The following is a 22,863-nucleotide window of genomic DNA, read 5'->3' as shown; positions in this document are numbered from 1 at the left end:
AGTGGTTGACTGTAAAGTTAACGATTCGATAGCGTTGAAGCGATAGCCTACTGGCTTCAATGAGTATTCACTCGGTACAGAGTATAAGGTACCAACAGTGTCCCATTCGTCTAGAGGCCTAGGACACCGCCCTTTCACGGCGGTAACAGGGGTTCGAATCCCCTATGGGATACCACTTTCTTGAGTGGTTGACTGTAAAGTTAACGATTCGATAGCGTTGAAGCGATAGCCTACTGGCTTCAATGAGTATTCACTCGGTACAGAGTATAAGGTGCCAACAGTGTCCCATTCGTCTAGAGGCCTAGGACACCGCCCTTTCACGGCGGTAACAGGGGTTCGAATCCCCTATGGGATACCACATTTTAATTTTGTGTTATCTACTTTGTGTTATGCATGGTTACATAAAATTGGGGCCTTAGCTCAGCTGGGAGAGCGCAACACTGGCAGTGTTGAGGTCAGCGGTTCGATCCCGCTAGGCTCCACCATATAAGCGTTTAATTACGCTAAAAAAACCACCTTAGGGTGGTTTTTTTTCGTCTATAATTTGATGAGTTGGCTCAATAGAGGTGAGTTAAACTGATTGGATAAAACGAATGCTTGCTAACAAGCGACAAGCACTCGATGGGGGAGATGGATTGGTATTAATCGATACCCAAGAAGCCGCCCGTTTGATGGGCCCATAGCTGCGCGTAGATCCCGCCCTGGGCAATAAGTTGCTGATGAGTGCCTTGTTCTACTATTTTCCCTTGGTCGAGCACGATGAGTCGATCCATGGCCGCTATGGTCGATAGACGATGGGCGATGGCAATAACGGTTTTACCAGCCATAAGCTGATACAAACTTTCTTGAATTGCAGCTTCAATTTCTGAGTCTAGCGCTGAGGTGGCTTCATCAAGTAACAAAATCGGTGCATTTTTAAGTAGCACGCGCGCGATGGCTATCCGTTGGCGTTGACCGCCAGAGAGTTTCACACCTCGTTCTCCCACTTGAGCATCTAAACCATGGTTGCCTTCAGGATCACTTAGCGCCTGAATAAATTCATAGGCTTGAGCTTGCTTAATTGCATCTTCTAACTCCTCGTCGCTTGCATCCGGTTTACCGTAACGAATATTGTCTCGAATAGAGCGGTGAAGCAGGGAGGTGTCTTGGGTAACCATGCCGATACAAGAGCGCAGTGAATCTTGGGTCACCAGACGAATGTCTTGATCATCAATGGCGATAGAGCCATTTTCAACATCGTGGAAGCGCATGAGTAGGTTCACTAAGGTTGACTTCCCCGCACCAGAGCGACCAACGAGGCCAACTTTTTCGCCGGCTTTAATGTTGAGGTTAAGTGTGTCTATCACACCTGAATCTTCGCCGTAGTGAAAGCTGACCTGTTCAAAGTCAATTTTCCCTTGTGAGACACACAGTGCGGCAGCATCTTCACTGTCGGTGATCGCCGTTGGCTTGGATAGTGTATTCATGCCGTCTGTTACGGTACCGATATTTTCAAATAGGGAACTTATCTCCCACATGATCCATTGAGACATGCCGTTAAGTCTTAATGACAGGCTTACTGCAACCGCAATAGCACCCACTGTAATGGCACTGTCTCGCCATAGCCAAATAGAAACCGCTGCAATGGTAAAGGCCAATAGGTAGTTAATCACCTGCACGCTGACGTTGATTCCCGTTACTAGGCGCATCTGGCGATACACTGTGTCGAGAAAGCCTGACATGCTGTCTTTGGCATATTCAGCTTCTTTTTGTGTATGAGAGAAAAGCTTAACGGTGGCGATATTTGTGTAGCTGTCGACGATACGTCCGGTCATGGTTGAGCGGGCATCGGCTTGTTCGGTAGAGACTTTCTTTAGTTTCGGCAAAAAATATAACTGCAAGCCCACATACAATCCGAGCCAAACGAGCATTGGTAGCATTAGCCTGATATCAGCATCAGCGATAATCACCAACATAGAGACAAAATAAACCAAAATGTAGACCAATACATCGAGGAGTTTGGTGACTGTTTCTCTTACTGCAAGGGAGGTTTGCATCACTTTTGTGGCGATACGACCCGCAAAATCATTTTGATAAAATGAGACGCTCTGCCTTAGCAGGTAGCGATGGGCTAGCCAGCGGATCGACATTGGATAGTTGCCGAGCAGTCCTTGATAGACGATGAGTGCATGTAACAGCACCAATGCGGGGATCACCACCAATACCAAAATGGCCATGGTCAGCAGTTTATCGCCTTGCTCAGCAAACAGGGTTTCAGGCGTATGGCTACCAAGTAAGTCGACGAGGTCGCCCATGAAGGCGAACAAGGACACTTCCAAAATCGCGAGCACGGCAGTCAGAAACGACATCAAGGCTAAGGGGATTTCAAATCCTCTGGTGTAGTGGCGACAAAAGGCATATATACCGCGTGGGGGCTGCGTCGGTTCATCATCGGGTAAAGCATTCACCCAGGATTCAAATAGTTTAAACATTCCTGTCCTTGTCGAGTTTAAATCGGTAAATCAGATAGACAGAGCATCATATCCTAGCTTTGATGTCATATCTAAGTTTTCAATTGTAAGATAATTCACCTTGGGTTCCGTTTTCCGCTAGTCAGTAATAGAAGCTTGCATTAGAGTGTCCTCAATCTTTCACGTGCCATTGAACGAGATACCATGAACACTACAAAGCGGTTTTCGGATGAGAGTTTTCGCCGTGCTCGACTGGCACGCGATGCGCGGTTTGATGGATTATTTTATGTTGGAGTGTTATCAACCGGTATCTATTGCCGTCCCATCTGCCCCGCGATGCCCGCAAAAGAAGAAAATGTTCGCTACTTCAACACAGCCTTAGCCGCTGCTAACCATGGGCTAAGGCCTTGCTTGCGCTGTCGCCCCGATAGCGCACCACATTCAAACCCGTGGATGGGTAATCAAACGAGTGTCAATCGCGCCTTAACCTTGATTAATGAAGGTATATTATCGGGCGTCGATAGCATTACGTTGGAGCAACTTGCTGAAAAGCTTGGTATTACTAGCCGCTATTTACGTGAACTGTTTAAAACTTATGTCGGGGCATCACCCAAGCAGTATGCGCTATATCAGCAGTTGATGTTTGCCAAACAATTATTACATCAAACAACTATGCCTATCACCGAGGTGGCATTTGCCGCGGGATTTAACAGTGTACGTCGTTTTAATGAAGCTTTTGCACAGGAGTTAAAGCTAACCCCTAGCGCGATTCGAAAGCAGCGTGCGGCGGGCTCTGTGCAAGTACAAGCAAACAGTATCAACTTAAAACTATCCTACCGCCCGCCGTTTAATTGGGCGCATATGCGAGCGTTTTATCAATTGCGAGCCGTTGATGAGATGGAGTGGTTGGGGGATAACTCTTACGGCAGAACTATCACTTTAGGAAAGGTTCGGGGGTATTTCACGGCGGTGCATAATAGTGAGCAATCTTGTTTTGACATTAACATCGTATTCACCGATACCGACGGCCTATTACAGCTTAAACGCATTGTTAGCCACATCAGACGTTTACTTGACCTTGATGCCGATCTTATTGAAGTGGAGGCCAGGCTTTCGCTGCTTGGCAATGCCCTGCCTAAGATTAATACTGGTGTTAGGATCCCCGGCGTTTGGTCTACCTTTGAAGCCGGTTGTCGTGCGATTCTTGGGCAGCAAGTTAGTGTTGAACAAGCGGTAAAACTGTTAAAGTTATTGACTGCTCACTATGGTGAACGTGTCACTGTTGGCGACCAAGAGGTGCTATTTTTTCCCTCAGCCGAGGCGATTGCCAAGGCGGAATTGACTGAGCTCAAAATGCCAGGCTTAAGAAAATCTGCGCTGCGGGCGTTAGCAGTTTTTGTCAGCGAGTGTCCAGATAGTGATGTTGAGCAATGGTTGAAGATTAAGGGGATTGGGTCTTGGACCGTCAATTATGTGCGCCTACGTGGATTGAGTGCCCCCGATTGTCTGCTCGCCGATGATCTTGTGGTCAAAAATCAGGTGTTAGCCAATATAAGCAGCGATCCGCAGGAGTCTGAGCTTATCGACATAATACATGCCAAAGATAAGGCCGCGATAAAAAGCTATTACCTTGAAAAGAGCCAACTGATTGGCCAAGCCATATCCCCATGGGGGAGCTATTTAACGTTTCAACTTTGGAGTCAACAATGAGCCGTGCCATTGCAGCAAAATACACCCCTTTCTATCGTCATCAACACCACAACGAGTACCTGCCGGTGGTCAAGAGGCAATGGACCAACGCGATGGGCACCATGGTGTTAGCGGCCAATGAATATGGCTTAACTGATTTGACCTTTTTGTCTCAAAACGAGGAGTGGCCAACCAGAAATATCACGTTGATGGACGGCCTTCCTGCAACAAAAAACTTGGCTGAACAACATATAGACCAAGCCGTTAAACAAATAGAGCTGTATTTAAACGGTGAGCTTAACGAGTTTTCTGTGCCATTAGCCCCCGTGGGCACTGAGTTTCAGCATCAAGTTTGGCAGGCACTATTAGCCTTACCATTTGGTACTGCATGCAGTTATAGTGATATCGCTAAGCAGATCGAGCGGCCTAAAGCGGTGAGAGCCGTTGGTAGTGCTAATGGTGCTAACCATATTGCCTTGTTGATTCCCTGTCACCGGGTTATCGGTAAAAGCGGTGCTTTAACGGGCTATGCGTATGGGGTGGAGATTAAGCGTCGCCTATTAATGATAGAGGCTGCAATTTAAGGGATAGAGCCAGCCACTTGTTATCACGTGCAGGCCAAACATGGCAATTAGCTATGTTTGGCGCGAGTCGTTCAATGAAATAGTAAGCTTTCCCGCAGCTTTTGCAGTACAATGGCTGGCTATATAATGATTTAGTAGCCAGTTAATCCATGACCCAAGCAACACCAGTAAACCCATCCGCTCAACAAGAGAATAGTGCTGTTTCTTTTGCCCAAATGAATTTGGCAGCGTCGCTGCAATCTCGTTTGGCTCACCTTGGTTATACCCAGGCGACACCTATCCAGGCGCAAGCTATTCCTGTCGTGCTTGCTGGACGCGATCTGTTAGCGGGAGCGAATACTGGGTCGGGTAAAACAGCAGCCTTTGCATTACCATTATTACAAAACCTGGTGGGTAAACGCGCATCTGGCGGTAATTTTGTTAGCGCATTAGTGTTAGTGCCGACCCGCGAGTTGGCGCAACAGGTGGCAGACAGTTTCTTGAGTTATGGCGCAGAATTAGTCCCAAGAGCGAAAGTGGTCGCCGTTTACGGTGGTGTTTCAGTTAATACCCAGATGTTGTCGTTACGTGGTGGCGCTGATGTATTGGTGGCAACACCAGGACGTTTACTCGACCTGATCTCAAGTAATGCGATAAAGCTATCTCAGCTTAAAAGCTTGGTTCTCGATGAGGCCGATCGCATGCTTAACTTAGGCTTTACTGAAGAGCTAAGTCAGATTTTAGCGCTATTGCCTGCTAAAAAGCAGACACTGCTTTTCTCGGCAACCTTTCCTGAAGAAGTACAAACTCTGACATCAAGTTTGCTGGATAATCCATTTGAGATCCAGCTACAAAGTGATGTTGAAAGTACCATTGAGCAAAAAGTGTATACCGTTAATCGGGAACGTAAAAATGCGTTATTGGCTGAACTTATTAAGGCCAATGATTGGCGCCAGGTGTTAATCTTCGCCAGTGCTAAGAATAGTTGTAATCGTATTGCACAAAAGCTCGCTAAACAGGATATCGCAGCGGAAGTTTTTCATAGCGATAAAGCTCAAGGTACGCGTAATCGCTTACTTGAGTCATTTAAGCAGGGGGATGTGACGGTATTGGTCGCAACAGATATCGCCTCGCGTGGTATCGATATCGATAAATTGCCTGTAGTGATTAACTATGAACTTCCACGCAGCCCTGCCGATTACATGCATCGTATAGGTCGTAGTGGCCGTGCTGGAGCCGCAGGTGAAGCAATAAGCCTTATTAGTCATGAAGACTATCATCACTTCAGTATTATCGAGAAGAAAAACAAAATTCGTCTAGTGCGCCTGCAATACCCTGGTTTTGAAGCTGATGAAGAAGCGCCAGAAGATTGCCCGTCAAGACTTGATAAGCCGATGGCAAAACCTGAAGGAACTGGCAAGAAAAAACGCAAAAAGTTACCTAAGATCAATGAAGAGCTTTGGAATAGTAAGTCATAGTAGTCGATGCTTGGTTTCATTAACTTATTGATATAGGAAGGGTTATGCAGCACCTTTTTTGGTTGGTCGAAGGTAAAATTGCTGGGCGTTGTGGCCCGAATAAAGTGATGTGGGATATTGCATTACTTAAGCAAGCGGGGATTGGCGCGGTTATCTCGGTTAACGGCGGAGACATGTGCGACACGCTAGAGTTTGATAAGCACGATATTTTATACGCCTGCGTGCCTTTTTCTAGCAACGTACCGCCGACAGAAGATGATTTAGCTCTGTGTGTCGAGCAACTCCCCAAGGCATTAGACTTTATTCGCCGCTGCGAAGAAGAACAGATCCCTGTGATGATCCATTGTCGTTCGGGTAAAGACCGAACAGGCTTGTTGATGGCCTATTATTTGATGCAAAATGGTGCTGCGCCGTTGCATGCTGTGAGTCAGGTCAGAGCGATTAGAGATATCGCTTTTACCGCTGAAGGTTGGGATCAATTTGCCTTTGATGTGTTGTACGCTTTACAGGACTAATGCACATAGCCTAAGTTAGTGCTTCTATTTATCATGAGGTAACAGCATTTGAATAGAGCGGCGATTCTGATTGTAGCATTATGTTTAACTTTGTTGGGCTGCGCATCACCGGTGGCGGATATTGATAAGCAAGCTAGCTATAAAATAGCGGCCCCCCAAGACAGCCCATTGTCTCGTTACCTCAATGCTGCGCTGTCTGCTCACCCTGAACAAACCGGTGTCTACCCATTATCGAACGGCATCGATGCATTTATTGCCCGCCTTGCTATTGTTGATAGTGCAACCAGCAGCATCGACATGCAGTATTATATCTATCGTGATGACGATACGGGCAAGCTGCTGATGTGGCATCTCATCGATGCGGCTAATCGCGGTGTCAGAGTACGTATTTTACTTGATGATTTGACGACAAAAACTATCGATCAAGCATTGATAGTGTTGGCCAGTCATCCCAATATTCATATTCGTCTTTTTAACCCCTCATACCAAAGAACATTTCGCAATATCGCTATGCTGACCGGGTTTTCTCGCTTAAATCACCGGATGCACAACAAGTCTCTGACTGCTGATAATAGGGCAACGATTGTTGGTGGACGTAACATAGGTAACGAGTACTTCTCCAATAACGAGGATGTCGATTTTGGAGATTTTGACTTGCTTACCATAGGTAAAGCGGTTGATGCGGTGTCAGAGCAATTTGATACCTATTGGAATGCGCCGATGTCTATCGACGTTGAAAACTTAATTGATGAAATTAACCCTCAGCAAGTGCTACAGGCTGAGCAGTATATGTTACAACAACGCGCATTATTTGCCGATAACGAGTATATGGGGCGCCTAGAGTTGAGCCAATTGCTTGGTGATCTTCAAGCACAGCACCTTGCGTGGTATTGGGGGGAGGGGAGAGTGGTTTACGATCCTCCAGAAAAGATCATTGGCGAAAATAGCCAGCAGTGGTTGTTGTCAGATCTGGGATTGTTTCTTGCTCAAGCTAAAGAGGAAGCATTGATTGTTTCACCCTATTTTGTGCCTACTAAAGAGGGAACGGATGATTTAGTTGCTGCGGCTAAGTCGGGTTTAACCATCACAGTTGTCACCAATAGTTTGGCCGCGACAGATGTGTTGGCAGTTCATGCGGGCTATCAGCAGTATCGGCAACGCTTGGTAGAGCATGGCATCGCCCTTTATGAGGTTAAAGCCGACCCCAATAATCGGCCCTCCGCATGGAAAGGGAGTTCTCGCAGTAGCTTGCATGCCAAGACTTTTATTTTAGATAGAAAGTCGGTATTTGTGGGATCATTTAATTTCGATCCGCGTTCGGCATGGATTAATACTGAGCTTGGCATCATATTCGACAATCAAGAGTTTGCGAGTGGATTGCAACAAAGTATTGAACTATCGCTTTTACACACCGCCTATCGTGTTGGGATACAAGGTGGGGAGCTAGTGTGGTTCGATGATAAGGATGACACTGTGCGCTATGCTGAGCCTGATGCGAGTTTCTGGCGTAAGTTTATGGCTGATTTGTTGGCGCTATTGCCAATAGAAGCACAACTTTAGTCAAGTTACCCTAGTTTGAGCATCGTCAATAATGGCGTGGTGTGCTAGGGTTAAACTAGTCACAATATTTAGTGAAATATCGGTAACAATATGAAAAGTAAGGCTAGTCAATCTCAAGGTTTATTGCTGTTTAGGTTGTCGCAAACCCAACTCTTTGCCTTAGGGACGCTTAAAATTCGAGAGCTTGTACCGTTCACTTCCTTAAGTGCTATTCCTAAGTCACACCCAAATGTACTTGGCGCTGCTACGGTACGCGGCCAAACCATCCCCATTATCGACATGGCAGCTGCTGTTGGTTATGCGCCCATTAGTGAAGCGGATCGTCTTAAAAGCTATATCATCATTACTGACTGCCAGCGTATGGTGATGGGCTTTTTGGTACGCTCAATCGATAAAATTATTGAGTGTAATTGGCGTGATATTGAATCGCCACCCAATAACTTAGGTAAGAATGCCTACTTAACGGGTGTCACGCGTGTAGAGGATAAACTGGTACAGTTGCTGGATGTCGAGTTATTACTTTCTAAAGTGTTTCCCCCTAGCCCTGAAACCACGCGAGCGATTTTGACAGATGTTCAGCGAGAGATTTTGAAGCCGCTGAATATTTTGTTGGTCGATGATTCTTTGGTGGCGCGTAAGCAGCTTTCCGATGCGCTTGATAGCATTAATATTCCCTATTTGGTGACCTCCGATGGCCGAGAGGCACTTGCGATTATGGAACATGCCTCTCAAGAGGGGCGGCCAGTGGATCTGCTGGTGAGTGATATTGAGATGCCGGGACTCGATGGTTACGAATTAGCCTTTGAAGTGAAAAACACCCCATCATTGGCTAGCGCCTATATTATTTTGCATACCTCATTGTCCAGTGAGATCAGTGTCAGTCAGGCCCATCAAGTTGGTGCCGATGAGGCATTAACCAAGTTTGATGCCCACGAACTGATTGATGCAATGTTACGCGGTGCTAAACGCTTTGATACTAATAAAGATTAGCAGCATGTTATTGTTATGCTGCTAATGCGTAATTTCCAAACTTAAAATGGCCATAGCGCTAGACAATTCCAGTGACTTTCTATACAACTTCAACATGAAGGAAGATTAATATTGGGCTTTCATCTGTTTGAGCATGCTTTTACTTTCGATATGCTTTCATGTGGCACTGCGATTAACGTTGGCTACATGGGCGACGACAATAATATAAAAATGAAAGTAGCACATTTTTAAGCATGTTGAATTTTTCGCTCACGTATTAAACCTAATAATTTATAAAGACAGGTCAATCAATGAATCAAAATAATTCACTATTTGCCAAGCTGGCAGATGGCAGTCTCGTGCTTCAAATCTTGATAGGTATTATTGCAGGGGTTTTGCTGGCGACGTTTTCGAGCTCCTCTGCGTTAAGCGTGGCTTTCCTTGGCGATCTTTTTGTGGGTGCATTGAAAGCGATTGCGCCCATATTAGTGTTTGTATTGGTGGCAGCTTCGATTGCTAATCAAAAGAAAAACGCTAAAACAAATATGCGACCTATTGTTTATCTTTACCTCTTCGGAACCTTTGCCGCTGCGATCACGGCGGTCACGATGAGTTTTCTATTTCCCACAACATTAGTCTTAGCGACAGGGGCGGAAGGTGCCAATCCGCCTGAAGGTATAGGCGAAGTGATTCACACCTTGCTGTTTAAATTGGTTGATAATCCAGTCAATGCGCTGATGACGGGTAACTATATTGGCATCTTAGCCTGGGGTGTGGGTTTAGGCCTAGCGCTGCATCATGCTAGCGATAGCACCAAAACAGTATTTGCGGATATCAGTCATGGCGTTTCACAAATGGTACGCTTTATTATTCGTTTAGCACCCATTGGTATTTTTGGCCTAGTGGCTAATACTTTTGCACAAACGGGCTTCGAAGCGATAGCTGGATATGCTCAGCTATTAGTCGTGCTGCTTGGGTCAATGTTGATCATCGCGCTGGTGGTTAATCCGCTAATCGTGTGGTTTAAGATCAAACGTAATCCTTATCCATTGGTGTTTATGTGTCTTCGTGAAAGTGGTGTAACGGCTTTCTTCACCCGTTCAAGTGCAGCAAACATTCCCGTCAATATGGCCTTGTGTGAAAAACTGGATCTGCATGAAGATACTTATTCTGTCTCGATTCCACTCGGTGCGACCATTAATATGGGCGGCGCGGCCATTACGATTACAGTGTTAACCTTGGCAGCGGTTCATACTTTAGGTATTCAGGTGGATATCTTAACGGCCATTTTACTCAGCGTGGTTGCTGCTGTGTCAGCTTGTGGGGCGTCGGGGGTCGCAGGTGGTTCACTGTTGCTGATTCCACTGGCTTGTAGCCTGTTTGGGATATCTAATGATGTTGCCATGCAAGTGGTTGCGGTAGGCTTTATTATTGGTGTAATTCAAGACTCGGCAGAAACTGCGCTTAATAGCTCTACCGATGTTATCTTTACCGCATCAGCATGTGAAGCCGCTGAACGGCTGCAAGACAATAGTTAACCTGACATAGACAGCAAAACGAAAAGGAGCCATTGGCTCCTTTTCGTTTTTTTAAGCGCCAACAATACCTAAAGGTTTACCCTGTTGCCACATTCCCCGGGTAAAGTCAGGGAAGGTGACCGATTGGCTACGATTTTTGAGGGATTGTTCACTCAGGATACTCACCACCGACCAAGCCGCACCATCATAGACATCCTGATCGAGTGCTTCACCATTGCGTAGACAGTAAACCATGCGCCACAGCATGAGAAAATCCATGCCACCATGACCACCATTTAGTTGGGCTTCTACGCCCATTTGTTGCCATAGTGGGTGATCGTATTTGGCATACCACTTATTCATGTCCGTATCCCATTGATGATAACTTTGTGGGCTGCCATCGCTGTTCTTACTAAGGCTAGCCGTTTCTAACGCAATTCGATTAGGGAACCCTGCAAAAACCCCATTAGTACCTTGGATTAGATTATGTCGACTGTAAGGGCGCGGCGTTGTGGTGTCATGCTGAACCATAATGGTTCGCCCTTTAATTGTTTTGATGAGCGTGGTGTTAATATCGCCATTGATATAGTGGAGTTGATTACGCTCATGGTCGCTAGGGAACTCACGCTGGGCATAGCGTTGACGCCCAAGAGCTGGCGAACTCATTGACGTTAAATAGTCGAACCGATCACCACGGTTAATATTCATATATTGAGAAACCGGACCTAAACCATGGGTAGGATAGAGATTGCCATTACGTTTGGTATGCCAGTAGGTTCGCCATGAACCGGTTTTATGTTCAATCTCTTTCATTTGCCAACGTAGTTCATGGATATAGGCGGCTTCTCCATGGAGCAGCTCGCCAAATAGACCTTGTCTCACCATGTTTAGCACCATCAACTCATCTCTACCGTAGTTGACGTTTTCCATCATCATGCAGTTTTTCTGCGTGCGTTCTGCGGTATCAACGAGTTGCCAGCACTCTTCAATCGTTAACGCAAGTGGCACTTCAACAAAAGCGTGTTTGCCGCTTTCCATAGTGTCGATTGCCATGGGGGCATGCCATTCCCACGGGGTCGCGATAATGACGATATCAATGTCATTACGGCTAAGCAGGTCTCGATAAGCATGTTCTGAGCCTGTATAAGATGTTGGCTTGTTAAGTCCTTGCTTGCTAACAAACTCAACGGCGCGCTCCAGTACCTCTTGATGGGTGTCACAAATGGCTTTTATTTCGACACCCTCGAGATGACAGAAGTGCTGAACATGGCCATAACCTCGTTCACCCACACCAATAAAGCCAACACGAACCGTATCGAGTTTAGGGGCGACAAGTCCCATTACTGATTTGCCTAGAGGAGGAGCGGCTTGTTGTGATTGAGCTGCGTAGCTCATTTTTGTGGTGACAAGCCCTGCTGCGGTCAACCCTGCAACTTTTAAAAAGTTACGCCGATTAAGATCCTTCATTATATGTCCTGTTGTTATATCATTGTTTTTATTAAGAAGCGTCCTTGCCTGTCAAGGGCTTACAGACTTTACTCAAGTCTTAGATCACTATTGGTTTGTTATATCAAAGAAAAATCCTAAATACATCGCTTGCTTAACTGATCGGAGCCGTTACGATTTTGTATTCACCTTTACTGAATTAATGCATTAAAAGTGATTTAGATCGCGTTTTTATTTTATTTGTCGGTTACAATTTAGTACAAGGGTGAAGGGGAACAAGTTTTAATTGATTGGTTTTCTGATAGTTTTATTCACAACATTGCAACATATTCAGCGGTTAGAGGTTAAATAAATATGGAATCAAAGCTTAGAGTAATGTTAGACAAAACCAACGTGAATGGTTCGCAGTCATTACTTCAAGTTATCGAGATGCCAGTCGTTGAAAAACGTAAGCGTCTAAATTGGCAGGAGCAAGATATGGATAAACGCGAAATTATTGGTAACTGGATTGATGAACGCCCTTCTTTGGGTGACAAGATCACCCTGTATCGCCAAAATGATAAGTTATTTCTTGAGACTTGGTATAACGATGGCTGCCATAGCTTAGATGAGATGCAAGCAACTGAGGTCGAAAATGGCATTAAGCTTGAAGACTTAGGGGGCAATCTTTTTGGGGAGTACTTTTTACTCTCAGCGGATAACAGCCTACAGTTTTGTAATAGTAGCGAATGTTTCTATACCGCTAAACGCGCTGCTGCCTAATTGATGTCGAAACCGTGTGATTCTCATGCCTCGCACGGTTTTGGTCGCAATTAAAAAGGGTGTTTGCTGAAAAAGCTGATGGGTGCTTTAGTGTAAGGGTGCAAAATCTGAAGGTGCTGTGCGTGTAAACACAAGCGATCCGCGGCTTTGATGATCTGTTCATCGCCATAAAAATCATCCCCTAAAATCGTGTGTCCTAACGCTTTCATATGCAATCTTAGTTGGTGTGTTCTGCCAGTGATCGGCTTTAGCTTAATTAACGTGCTATTGGCTCTGCGCTCCATTACCTCGTAATAAGTTGTCGCGGCTTTACCATTCACATCAATTTTTTGCAGTGGCGGGTGTTCGCTGTTAGCCATCATCGCCAATGCAATTTCCCCCTTATCATCGGTCACTATCCCTTGTACTTCGGCGACATAGTATTTCTCTGTGACTCTATTCTGAAATTGCGTTTTTATGTTTGACTCAGCCTTTTTGTTTAAGGCGAAGACCATAATACCTGATGTGGCACAGTCGAGCCGATGCACCAAAATCGCTTCAGGGTAACGTTGTAATAAACGATTAATCGCACAATCAAAGGTATTTTCTGCTCGACCAGGATTAGACAGTAAGCCAGAAGGTTTATTGATAACAATAATGTCCCTGTCTTGGTAACGTATGTCTAGCCAAGGTATTGAGGGGGGCTGATAGCTAAAAATTTTCATTGGTTCTCCTTCGGCGTGATCCTACCAAATTCGAGTGGCTGTGCCTACAAGCACCAAGCATCAAGCATCAAGCATCAAGCATCAAGCATCAAGCATCAATAGTGTCGTGACTAGTTAATTTGTGAACATTCTGTTAAGTTTGCAAAAGTGATGGCAAATGAGAAGACGTTGTGACCAAAGTATTAGTAAGTCAGTTATTAATCGCGGCAGCATTGCTTGTGAACACTTGCACTGCCAGCGCTAAACCTGCTGTGTTGGCGTCGGACATCTGGTGTCCTTACGTGTGCGATGCACAGGCTTCACAGCGTGGCTATGTGCTTGATTTGACACAGCGAGCGCTTGAAATTGCTGGGCAGAAAAGCCAATTTGAAATACAACCTTTCTTACGTACCCTAGAGAATGGTCGGCAAAGTAAAGTGGATATTGTGTTGGCCGTGACCGCCGAGCACCTTAAAGAGTACGAACTTATCTCATCTCACTCCATCATTGGTCGTTATAGTAATGATTTTTATGTCAATAAGAGTGATCAATGGCAATATCAAGCTCCCGATAGCTTACTGACAAAAAATGTCGCTGCCATACAAGGTTACACTTATGGGCAGGTACTCGATGACTTCTTACCTACACTGCCTAGCCTTTATCTTGCATCGGGTAAATCACCGCTAGAGATGAATCTTCAGCGACTAATTAAGGGGCGAGTGAGTATTATCTTAGGTAATCGTCATGTCATTGAGTATGTGGCTGCTGAGCAAGGTTTAATACCACTGATACGCTACGCAGGCAGTGAAGGTGAGGCGATGCCACTATTTATTGGTTTTAGCCAAAATGCTGTTCAAGAAGGGCTGCTGGAGCGATTTGAAACTGGGCTTAAGCTCCTCAAGCAAAGTGGTGAATATCAGCAAATATTAGCCCGCTACCACCTCTCTTTTTAGACCATAATGATGTTGCTTAAGTTATTTACAATGTTGCCAGCCCCCATAGAGGCGATAAGTATCGCCTATCAAGGTTGTTAAATGTGGCTTGGTGCTTCCTAACTATTTTATAGAGAAGCTAAGCTGCGCTATGATAAGCCCTTTCGTGTCACCCGCCTTCATATTATGGAACACTTACAATGACATCAGACAAGCACTATTTTATTGGCAAACCAGGACTTCAATGGGGGGAGGTTGAGAAGCAGGCATGGCGACAAGCACAGTGTATCAAGCGCTCTTATCACCAAGAGGTCGTGACCAAAATAGAAGCATTATCGCTAGACTATGATGTTGAGCAATATGGCCAATTAACTTATGACGAAGGCCATTACCCCCTTTATGTGGTGAAGAGTAAAAATTTCTGTATCACCAAACCAACCGTGTTAGTCACAGGTGGTGTACATGGTTATGAAACCAGTGGTGTACACGGGGCGATTCGATTTCTAGAAACCGCAGCGAAAGCGTATACCCAAAGGTTTAATATTGTGGTTGCACCGTGTGTGAGCCCATGGGGGTACGAAACCATTAATCGCTGGAACCCTTTTGCTATCGACCCCAATCGTTCATTCTATCCCAATAGTCCGGCAGCAGAGTCTAATGCTTTGATGAAAATGGTCAGTGCACTTGGTGTAACGCTCATGGCACATATCGATCTCCATGAAACTACCGATACGGATAATAGTGAGTTTCGTCCTGCGCTGGCAGCAAGAGAGGGGATCACCAACACCAATTGGAATATCCCTGATGGATTCTATTTAGTTGGTGACAGTGAAAACCCGTGTGATGATTTTCAATCTCACATCATTGATGCGGTTCAAGGGGTGACTCATATCGCTCCTGCTGATGAAAATGGCAAACTCATTGGGGCGGCGGTCACGCAATTTGGCGTGATAAATTATGCCACTAAAGCCTTAAGCCTCTGCACCGGCTTTAGTGATGCTAAGTTCAATACCACCACCGAAGTGTATCCCGACAGCCCTTTGGTTGACGATGAGAATTGCATTGCGGCGCAAGTCATGGCTGTCACCTCAGGACTGGACTTTATTAGTCACGCAGCGGTATCGAAATAAGACAAACCGGCATAAGACAAACAGGGTTACATGAGCCCGCTGATGATGGCTAATGCAACGCTGAGAAATAGCAACCCAGTTATCAAATTGATGATTGGGGTTGCACGTTTCATGGTGAGCTGTATTGAAGGCTTTGAAAGTACTAACGCGATAAGGCTAAACCAAACCATAGAGAGCAATAGCAACATGACAGCGGCTGTGAGTTTGGTTAGCAGGTTTATCTCTGGAGTGATCATGGCTGAGAATAGGGTGATGAAAAACACCAATGCTTTTGGGTTGAGAAGATTGGTGTAGAGCCCCTGCATAAAGCCTTGTTTAATTGTTAATACCGCAGTTGCTGACTGCTGAACAATAGTCGATTGTTTATCTTGCCAATGGCTCATTGCAGCGCGAATCGCACTCATTCCCATCCAGCCTAAGTAACAGGCACCTATCAATTGTACCGCCATAAACAGGTGTGGTGAGCTTTTTATCACTAAGCTAACACCTGTCAGACTGAAAATAGTATGTAGCAAAATTGCCACTGATATCCCAGCAGCTGACGCCACGGCGGTGCTGCGTCGCTCTTGGGTCGCCATTTTAACGACGAGCGCAAAGTCGGGGCCAGGGCTTGCCAATGCGACGGTATGAATGACCGCTAATGAGAGTAAGAGTTGCAGTTCTATTGCCATTAAATATTAATCCTTGCTGCGCAGTGTTTATCTGTCTGTTGATAGCATAGTGCCTCAGGCTCAATGGCATTGATTGTAAAATATTGCACGCTAACAGGGTTAACGCATACCAGTCAGTATAAAGAGGTGTTTTGACGCTGACGTCTGCGTTGAATTACCTCACTTGAGAATAAGCGTTTCCTCATCCTTATAATTTGAATTAGTTGATAAAAAACACATTGAGTTGAGTGTTTTTGTATTGGTCGGTATAAGTCCATTCACGCGCAGATGCAAATCTTAACCTGCCTGTTATGCTTTAAATAACCCGTTTTTTAAAGTCTGATGGGGTCACCAGATAGGCTCTTTTAAAGGCTTTATTGAAGTGACTTTGGTCAAAAAATCCCACCTCATATGCGGTATTAATCGCACTATTGCCGTTTCTGAGTGATTTTTTAGCATATTCTAATCTTAGCCGGGTGAGGTAAGCGTGGGGTGTCATTCCCATTGCTGTTTTAAACTGGCGTAAAAATTGGAATTTACTTAAATCAACACTAGAGGATAACTGTTCAAGATTAATATCACTTGCTAGGTGTTCATGCAAAAGCTGTTTTACGCGAGACAATTCCATGATGCCTAACTTAGCTGAAGGCTGGATCAGTTTAGGACTTTGACCGTAGTGGCCAAACAATTCGGTAACAAGCGCCAGCAAGGTGGTTTCGGCCTCTAATCGACTGAGTCGCTGACGCTCGGTGGTCAGCAATGTATGCAGCAGCAAGAACTGTCGTTGTAGCACTTGGCTGTTAATTATTGGTGTTTGGAAAAACAGTGCGCTGACTCCAACCTCTGTGGCTATCTCTTCAACAAGTGAGCACGGCAGTGACATAACATGGACATGGTAACCGTCGGCGTGGAGACTGTGTCCGTTATGGCACTCATCAGGGTTCAATATGGAGATATTATTGGGGGTGAGTTGATAATGGGTGCCTTTATGAAGATATTCTTGCACGCCTTGAGATACAACACCAATGTGGTAGTCGAGGTGAATGTGCTTTTCAAAGCTGAACGAGTTTAAGTGGGCGCGGCTGAGCTCAACCTCTTTATGTATGGGATGAGTCCAATACTCAATATGTTCATCCTGGTGGGGCAATGTCATCTCAGTGTCTTTAGCGGGTTTAGTTTCAGTCTAGCCCAGTGGGTTTTTACCTGACTAGTAAATTATTGCACAGCGGCGCGGCAAAAAATGAACTATCTGCATTTTGCACCGTGAATTCTGCAGAGTATTAGCCCATAATAGGCTCGCAAATTTTGCTTGTCGTTAACATTATTGGAGCGAAGCCGTGAAAGGACAGATCATACGTGAAATGAAAGTGCAGCCTCAAATTGAATCTGAATTTGAAGTGCAAAGACGTATTGCCTTTATAAAAACTAAGCTAAGAGAGGCAAATGCGCATACGTTAGTGCTGGGGATCAGTGGTGGTGTTGACTCTTCATTGGCGGGCCGTTTATGCCAACTTGCCGTTGATGAGCTGAACGCTGACAAGCAAAACGATGAATATCAGTTTATTGCGGTAAGGTTGCCGTTTAATGTGCAAAAAGATGAAGATGAAGCACAGCTTGCGTGTCAGTTTATCTCTCCCTCGAAGCAAGTCTCGGTGAACATAGGTGAGGGGGTTGAAGGGATCCATCAGCAAACATTGGCTGCGCTCGAGGTTGCTCAAGTTGGGTGTAGCGGTGCCAATGCAGATTTTATTAAAGGTAACGTCAAGGCAAGAATGCGTATGATTGCCCAATATGAAATTGCTGGCTTCACTGGCGGATTAGTTGTGGGCACTGATCATAGTGCCGAAAATATCACTGGTTTTTATACCAAATGGGGCGATGGTGCCTGCGATTTAGCGCCACTCTTTGGCTTAAGTAAACGTCAGGTTCGCCAGTTAGCAGCGTTTCTAGGGGCGCCTGATTTGTTGGTGCGCAAAGCGCCAACGGCTGATCTTGAAGAGGACAAACCGCAGCTCGAAGACGAAGTCGCATTAGGGTTAACCTATGATCAAATTGACGATTTTTTAGAGGGTAAGTCTGTTAGCAGCGCAGTGGAAGATAAGTTGATTGGGATCTATAAGCGGACACAGCATAAGCGTCAGCCTATTCCTACTCTCTACGATTAATCATTAATAAAAAGGCGCATACAGCGCCTTTTTCAATCGGCAATGGCGTTAAGATATTGGCGTAACTCGTTAATCGTCCGGTTGGGTAATTGGCGATAGTCTAGGTAGGGTAACAATATTCTGGTTTGATTTGCTCCGCTTACATCCATAAAAGATTGAGGCGTCAGCTTGATATCAATCCCCAGTTTTTGTGCACTCTGCTGGCCGCAAATTAGATGGATATTTGCCTGCTTTTTGTAATCATCTGCAGTAAATTGAATTTGCGTATCTTGGCGCAGTAGCGATGCTTGATAGCGGCGCCAGTCATCATCTGGTGCACTGATTTTTGCCATGATGACGCTTATTTTACGCCAATGATTACCGTTTAGAGCGACGATGCTCGCCATTGCATTAGGTTGTTGGTCGTGCCAATTGAGTGGCAGTTGTGGTGGGTTAGGTAGATAAAAACACCACTTTGCTGACTCTTTGCCAAAGCGTGTATCAGGTAGCATAAATTCTAATGACTGTTTTGCCTAAGTTAGGCTGGAGTTTACCTATTAAAGCCATGTATGTTAATGGCTATGTTTACTATGGACATGCAAACATCTGATGAAGACAATTGTGATCAGTTCGACCAAACATCTAATAATGGCTTTGACCTATGCCACGCTGGGTATTTTAGCTGCGCTGCTCATTGCAGCGGTTTGGTTTCTAAATAGCAGGACAGATTTAGACATTTGGCACACCATAGATTTACCGCATCAATTTAAACACCATGGTAAGGTGATTAACTTCAAGCAATACCTTGATGCTGAAAATCGTCAGTTTGAAGCCCTAGAAGCGCAAATTTATCAAGCCACTGCCAAACTGCCTCATCAAACATTAAACCGTTATTTCCATGGTAGTTATTCCGACCCCAACAAATGGTCTCAAGACTGGAATCGCAGTTTTGAATGGCCGTTAGACGATGCCCCCTTTGGTGTCCTGCTGCTTCACGGCATGTCTGACTCTCCTTATGCGCTATCTCATTTTGCCAACCATTATAAAGGCCGCGCTCATGTGCTGGGGTTACGATTGCCAGGTCATGGCACCATTCCCTCGGGATTGGTTAATCTGACATGGCAGGATATGGCCGCCGCAGTTGCATTGGCAACTGAGCATCTTTCGCAGCAATTGGGTGATAAGCCTATTTATGTTGTTGCTTTTTCAACTGGTGCTGCATTAGCACTGAACCATGAGCTCGAAGCCATTAATCGTGGCAAACAGCCTGCTTATCAAGGGCTAGTTTTTCTTTCACCAGCCATAGGTTTACCGCCAGTTGCGGCTGGGGCCAAATGGCAAGATAGATTAGGGCAGGTGCTGGGGCTCGATAAGCTGAGTTGGAATACGATTCAGACCGAATATGACCCGTTTAAATATAATTCCTTTGCTGTGAACGCTGGAGATGTGGTGTATCAGCTCGCCATTGAGAATCAACGGCTGCTAAGTTTGTTGACTGCTAACCAACTCGGCCTGCTTGGGGATATTTTGACTTTTCAGTCTATTGTTGATGATACCGTCTCAACCACAGCCGTGTTACAAGGCTTATATCAGCGATTACCTAAAAAATCGCATCAGTTAGTCTTGTTTGATATTAATCGACTTAAGGTGAATATGGCGTTGGTTGAGAGAGATCTTAGACTGCGTATTCAGCCCTATCTCGATTCACCGCTGAATCAATTTAAGCTCACGGTGGTCGAAAACGAGCAGAATCAATGGGATCAAGGTAAAGTGAGTGCCGCCGTTGTTGCCAATGATTTCCTAGGCAATACCTTATTGCGCACGACACCTATTAACATTGCCTGGCCACGAGGCGTCTATTCATTATCTCATGTCGCGCTGCCCTATCCTGAACATGACAGTCTTTATGGGTTACAACGTAATGATGTCGTTGAGCGAGTGCGCATCGGTGCAGCGGCTAGCCGCGGAGAGCGAGTGCGCATCGGTGCAGCGGCTAGCCGCGGAGAGCGAGGGGTATTGGGTGTCAGCGCCGCAGAGATGTTGAGGCAGAAATGGAATCCATTTTACCCCTACATGATAGAACGATTAGACACCTTTATTGACGAGGCTGGCCCAGTTAGTCATCGCTAGCTAGCTGAGTGCTGATAACCTTGTTTCTGCCAGCTGCTTTCGCCTCATAAAGATTCAAGTCAGCCATCTTAAACCAATGGTCAATGTCGTTGATGTAACCGGCATTACTGATGACGAGGCCGGCACTAATGCTGATATTAATACTGAGCGATTCATTGATCACTATGGCTGTTTGATGTACCTGCTCTCTAAACTGATCGAGGTGCTGCTCAACCTGCAGTGCATTACATTGCGGTAAAATAATCAGAAACTCTTCGCCACCATAACGCGAAACAATATCTGTATCCCGTTTAAAATAGGCTTTCATCAGTTGTGCTAACTTGATGAGTGCGGTGTCGCCAGCCTGATGGCCGTAGGTATCGTTAATCTGCTTGAAGTGGTCGATGTCAATAATACAAAATGCGAGTGCTGCGTAACTGCGCTTACACATGTCATGAATGGCTGGGAAATGGCTTTCAGCATAACGGCGGTTATAGAGTTGCGTAAGTTCATCTTTTTCTGCCAAAGATTGTAATTTCGCATTGGCATCTTCTAATTCAATCGTGCGAATGGCGACTTTCTCCTCCAGCTCTAATTGATAGCTAATGAGCGCTTGCTTACTCTGTTGAATGCTTTTAGACAGAGTGTAAATTTCCAGTGGCGTGCTGTCATTAAGCTGCTCTAATGCTTTGTTATCTTTTCCCCATTGATTAAATTTCTGTGCGATAGACTCTAACGGCTCAGTTAATCGGCCGCTGATCACCTGAATGAGCAACACTGTGGTTACAAACGCAAATAGTAAGATGGTAAAGGTGGTTAGATACTGTTGCTCTACTTGTTTGATGAGCGGTGAAAATGGCTTCACCACATAGAGCGACCAACCATTTTTAAGCACATATTTAGAAAAAGCAAACTCGGGGCTAGAACTGCTTAAATTATTAAAGTTAATCATATCTAAGCTTGTTTTATATTTGAGCCCCATTGTTGACGATTTTAACGGTGTTAACGGGGTCATCTCGAGTGATTTAGAGGCGTAAATGACCAAATTGTTTTCATCAACTAACACCATAGCTTGTTGCTGATATTCTCTGTTTCTTTCATCAATTTGTGCAAATTTTGTCAGGTTAAGTGAGCCTTCAATAATGCCGCGCGGTTTAATTCGGTCTCGTGAATCATAAAGTGGTGCACTGATAGCGACAATGGGATCGTTACCAAAGCCACGACCTAAAAAGGCGGGTGAGATAAAACTGAGTTGATTATAAAAGGCTTCTTGAAAATAGTGTCGATCTTTAATACTCAAGCTTTTATTATTCAGAGTGTCTTTACCTAGCCGAGATATGGGGCTGGCAGCGGTGATCAAGCCTTGCTCATCAGCAATAAGCATCGAGATAAAATAAGGGTAGCTTTGATGTAACTTAGTCAATAAACCTTGCCACTTAGAGGTATTTTGATCGGTAAAGCTCAACCACCGAGCTGCATTATCGATAGCGCGAATATGATTATCGATAAAAGTTTGCGTGGCTAAACCCAGGTGGTTGGCTGAGTCATCAAGGTTACGTTTAACATCTATTTGCTGTTGATTGATTGAGTTGTTATTGAAAATAAAAGCGGAAACCAACAAGGCTAAGGTCAAAATTTGGGTAAAGGTGTAGGTCAGCTGCGCATTAAAACTTTTACGTTTTTGGGTACTAACTCTGTCTTTTATATGCAGGCCGCTAGGTAATAGGGTAACAATAATTGAGCCCAATGCTGTGTACAGCATGCCATTAATCCCTTGTTTAAGGGTGATGAATGTCATGTAGCTATCAGGTAGTTCAAACACTAGCTCGGCGAAGAGATAAAAAATAGGCATGCCTAACAGTAGCCAGAAGCAAATGTCAGCAAATAGCGAATAGACATCACGTCGTCTCGCAAACCCTAACCATATTGCTTCTAATGGGAATAGCAGGAACATATGCCAACTATCCCAAGCGAGATATAACCCAGCTGAACAGAGTAATGCAGTGATCAGTGCATACCAAGGGCCCGCAAAAATCGCCACAATAACGAAAAATAGGTTACCGATGATCAGCTGCTGATTGCCAAAGAGTGGAATTGGATAAAGGTTAACCAATAGGCCTAAGAGACCTAAAATGAATGCGAATGCTAAGTGCTGTTTATTTATCAATTTTATGAAATCCTATTCAAAACTGATCAGACTCTACTCGTGATGCCGATCACATAAATCCTAGTAACTGGCAGTGTAAGTTAATCGTATGTTAATTGC

The 22,863-nt window shown here is 45.0% G+C and carries 19 protein-coding genes and 3 tRNA genes; 15 read left to right on the top strand and 7 right to left on the bottom strand.

All coding sequences use genetic code 11. The annotated features are described in order from the left end of the window. Positions 1 to 99: 99 nt before the first annotated feature. The 3 genes from BEL05_RS12005 to BEL05_RS11995 all read left to right on the top strand — a co-directional run bounded on the left by BEL05_RS12005 (position 100) and on the right by BEL05_RS11995 (position 485). Positions 100 to 175 (top strand) — tRNA-Glu (locus tag BEL05_RS12005). Positions 176 to 282: 107 nt separating this feature from the next. Continuing rightward, positions 283 to 358, top strand: a tRNA-Glu gene (locus BEL05_RS12000). Between the two features lie 51 nt (positions 359 to 409). After that, a tRNA-Ala gene (locus tag BEL05_RS11995) sits at positions 410 to 485 on the top strand. Between the two features lie 156 nt (positions 486 to 641). Here the strand turns inward: BEL05_RS11995 and BEL05_RS11990 are convergent. Then, positions 642 to 2,471, bottom strand: a complete 1,830-nt coding sequence (locus BEL05_RS11990) for an ABC transporter ATP-binding protein (protein ID WP_069671311.1) — start codon at positions 2,469 to 2,471, stop codon at positions 642 to 644. Between the two features lie 183 nt (positions 2,472 to 2,654). Between BEL05_RS11990 and BEL05_RS11985 the strand changes: the two genes are divergently transcribed. From BEL05_RS11985 to sstT, 7 genes are all read left to right on the top strand, one after another. Then, on the top strand, positions 2,655 to 4,160 hold the full coding sequence (locus BEL05_RS11985) for a DNA-3-methyladenine glycosylase 2 family protein (RefSeq protein ID WP_069671310.1): 1,506 nt from the start codon (positions 2,655 to 2,657) through the stop codon (positions 4,158 to 4,160). Continuing rightward, positions 4,157 to 4,723: a methylated-DNA--[protein]-cysteine S-methyltransferase gene (locus tag BEL05_RS11980; protein ID WP_083250348.1), complete on the top strand. Its 567-nt coding sequence runs from the start codon at positions 4,157 to 4,159 to the stop codon at positions 4,721 to 4,723. The genes BEL05_RS11985 and BEL05_RS11980 overlap by 4 nt, the downstream gene beginning before the upstream one ends. A gap of 149 nt (positions 4,724 to 4,872) precedes the next feature. Further along, the gene (locus BEL05_RS11975; protein ID WP_069671309.1) at positions 4,873 to 6,180 is read left to right on the top strand and encodes a DEAD/DEAH box helicase; all 1,308 of its coding nucleotides are present in this window, start codon (positions 4,873 to 4,875) and stop codon (positions 6,178 to 6,180) included. Positions 6,181 to 6,224: 44 nt separating this feature from the next. Continuing rightward, the gene (locus BEL05_RS11970) at positions 6,225 to 6,695 is read left to right on the top strand and encodes a dual specificity protein phosphatase family protein (protein WP_028764005.1); all 471 of its coding nucleotides are present in this window, start codon (positions 6,225 to 6,227) and stop codon (positions 6,693 to 6,695) included. A gap of 48 nt (positions 6,696 to 6,743) precedes the next feature. Beyond that, the gene (locus BEL05_RS11965; protein ID WP_139151876.1) at positions 6,744 to 8,255 is read left to right on the top strand and encodes a phospholipase D family protein; all 1,512 of its coding nucleotides are present in this window, start codon (positions 6,744 to 6,746) and stop codon (positions 8,253 to 8,255) included. 90 nt (positions 8,256 to 8,345) lie between these two features. After that, the gene (locus tag BEL05_RS11960; protein WP_028764007.1) at positions 8,346 to 9,245 is read left to right on the top strand and encodes a chemotaxis protein CheV; all 900 of its coding nucleotides are present in this window, start codon (positions 8,346 to 8,348) and stop codon (positions 9,243 to 9,245) included. A 290-nt stretch (positions 9,246 to 9,535) separates the two neighbouring features. Then, complete coding sequence (sstT, locus tag BEL05_RS11955; RefSeq protein ID WP_069671308.1) at positions 9,536 to 10,762, top strand: serine/threonine transporter SstT; 1,227 nt, start codon at positions 9,536 to 9,538, stop codon at positions 10,760 to 10,762. Positions 10,763 to 10,813: 51 nt separating this feature from the next. Here the strand turns inward: sstT and BEL05_RS11950 are convergent, their stop codons facing one another. Further along, entirely contained in the window at positions 10,814 to 12,208 is a 1,395-nt protein-coding gene (locus BEL05_RS11950; RefSeq protein WP_069671307.1) for a Gfo/Idh/MocA family protein, read from the bottom strand. 333 nt (positions 12,209 to 12,541) lie between these two features. On the opposite strand from BEL05_RS11950, the gene BEL05_RS11945 reads away from it, so the two are divergent. After that, a complete protein-coding gene (locus BEL05_RS11945) occupies positions 12,542 to 12,949 on the top strand; it encodes a hypothetical protein (protein ID WP_028764010.1) in 408 nt (135 codons plus the stop codon). Between the two features lie 50 nt (positions 12,950 to 12,999). On the opposite strand, the gene BEL05_RS11940 is transcribed toward BEL05_RS11945, so the two are convergent. Then, a complete protein-coding gene (locus tag BEL05_RS11940) occupies positions 13,000 to 13,653 on the bottom strand; it encodes an RluA family pseudouridine synthase (RefSeq protein ID WP_069671306.1) in 654 nt (217 codons plus the stop codon). 170 nt (positions 13,654 to 13,823) lie between these two features. On the opposite strand from BEL05_RS11940, the gene BEL05_RS11935 reads away from it, so the two are divergent. Then, positions 13,824 to 14,585: a substrate-binding periplasmic protein gene (locus BEL05_RS11935; protein ID WP_069671305.1), complete on the top strand. Its 762-nt coding sequence runs from the start codon at positions 13,824 to 13,826 to the stop codon at positions 14,583 to 14,585. 179 nt (positions 14,586 to 14,764) lie between these two features. After that, positions 14,765 to 15,694 carry a M14 family metallopeptidase gene (locus BEL05_RS11930; RefSeq protein WP_069671304.1) on the top strand — a complete coding sequence of 310 codons (930 nt, stop codon included), beginning with the start codon at positions 14,765 to 14,767 and terminating at the stop codon, positions 15,692 to 15,694. Between the two features lie 26 nt (positions 15,695 to 15,720). On the opposite strand, the gene BEL05_RS11925 is transcribed toward BEL05_RS11930, so the two are convergent. After that, positions 15,721 to 16,359 (bottom strand): LysE family translocator, encoded by a 639-nt coding sequence (locus BEL05_RS11925; protein ID WP_069671315.1) that lies wholly within the window; start codon positions 16,357 to 16,359, stop codon positions 15,721 to 15,723. A gap of 301 nt (positions 16,360 to 16,660) precedes the next feature. Then, positions 16,661 to 17,497: an AraC family transcriptional regulator gene (locus BEL05_RS11920; protein WP_069671303.1), complete on the bottom strand. Its 837-nt coding sequence runs from the start codon at positions 17,495 to 17,497 to the stop codon at positions 16,661 to 16,663. Positions 17,498 to 17,681: 184 nt separating this feature from the next. Between BEL05_RS11920 and nadE the strand changes: the two genes are divergently transcribed. Then, entirely contained in the window at positions 17,682 to 18,509 is an 828-nt protein-coding gene (gene nadE, locus BEL05_RS11915) for an NAD(+) synthase (RefSeq protein WP_069671302.1), read from the top strand. Positions 18,510 to 18,541: 32 nt separating this feature from the next. Here the strand turns inward: nadE and BEL05_RS11910 are convergent, their stop codons facing one another. Next, positions 18,542 to 19,000: a DUF6942 family protein gene (locus BEL05_RS11910; RefSeq protein ID WP_028764017.1), complete on the bottom strand. Its 459-nt coding sequence runs from the start codon at positions 18,998 to 19,000 to the stop codon at positions 18,542 to 18,544. 97 nt (positions 19,001 to 19,097) lie between these two features. Here BEL05_RS11910 and BEL05_RS11905 point away from each other — a divergent pair, with 97 nt between their 5' ends. Beyond that, the gene (locus BEL05_RS11905) at positions 19,098 to 20,618 is read left to right on the top strand and encodes an alpha/beta hydrolase (protein ID WP_069671301.1); all 1,521 of its coding nucleotides are present in this window, start codon (positions 19,098 to 19,100) and stop codon (positions 20,616 to 20,618) included. Here BEL05_RS11905 and BEL05_RS11900 read toward each other — a convergent pair. Beyond that, positions 20,605 to 22,764 carry a sensor domain-containing diguanylate cyclase gene (locus tag BEL05_RS11900; protein WP_083250347.1) on the bottom strand — a complete coding sequence of 720 codons (2,160 nt, stop codon included), beginning with the start codon at positions 22,762 to 22,764 and terminating at the stop codon, positions 20,605 to 20,607. The genes BEL05_RS11905 and BEL05_RS11900 overlap by 14 nt on opposite strands. Between the last annotated feature and the right edge of the window lie 99 nt (positions 22,765 to 22,863).

Origin of the sequence: Shewanella colwelliana (assembly GCF_001735525.1) — a bacterium.
Classification (GTDB): Bacteria; Pseudomonadota; Gammaproteobacteria; order Enterobacterales; family Shewanellaceae; genus Shewanella; species Shewanella colwelliana.
This window is presented reverse-complemented; position numbering and strand designations above follow the sequence as displayed.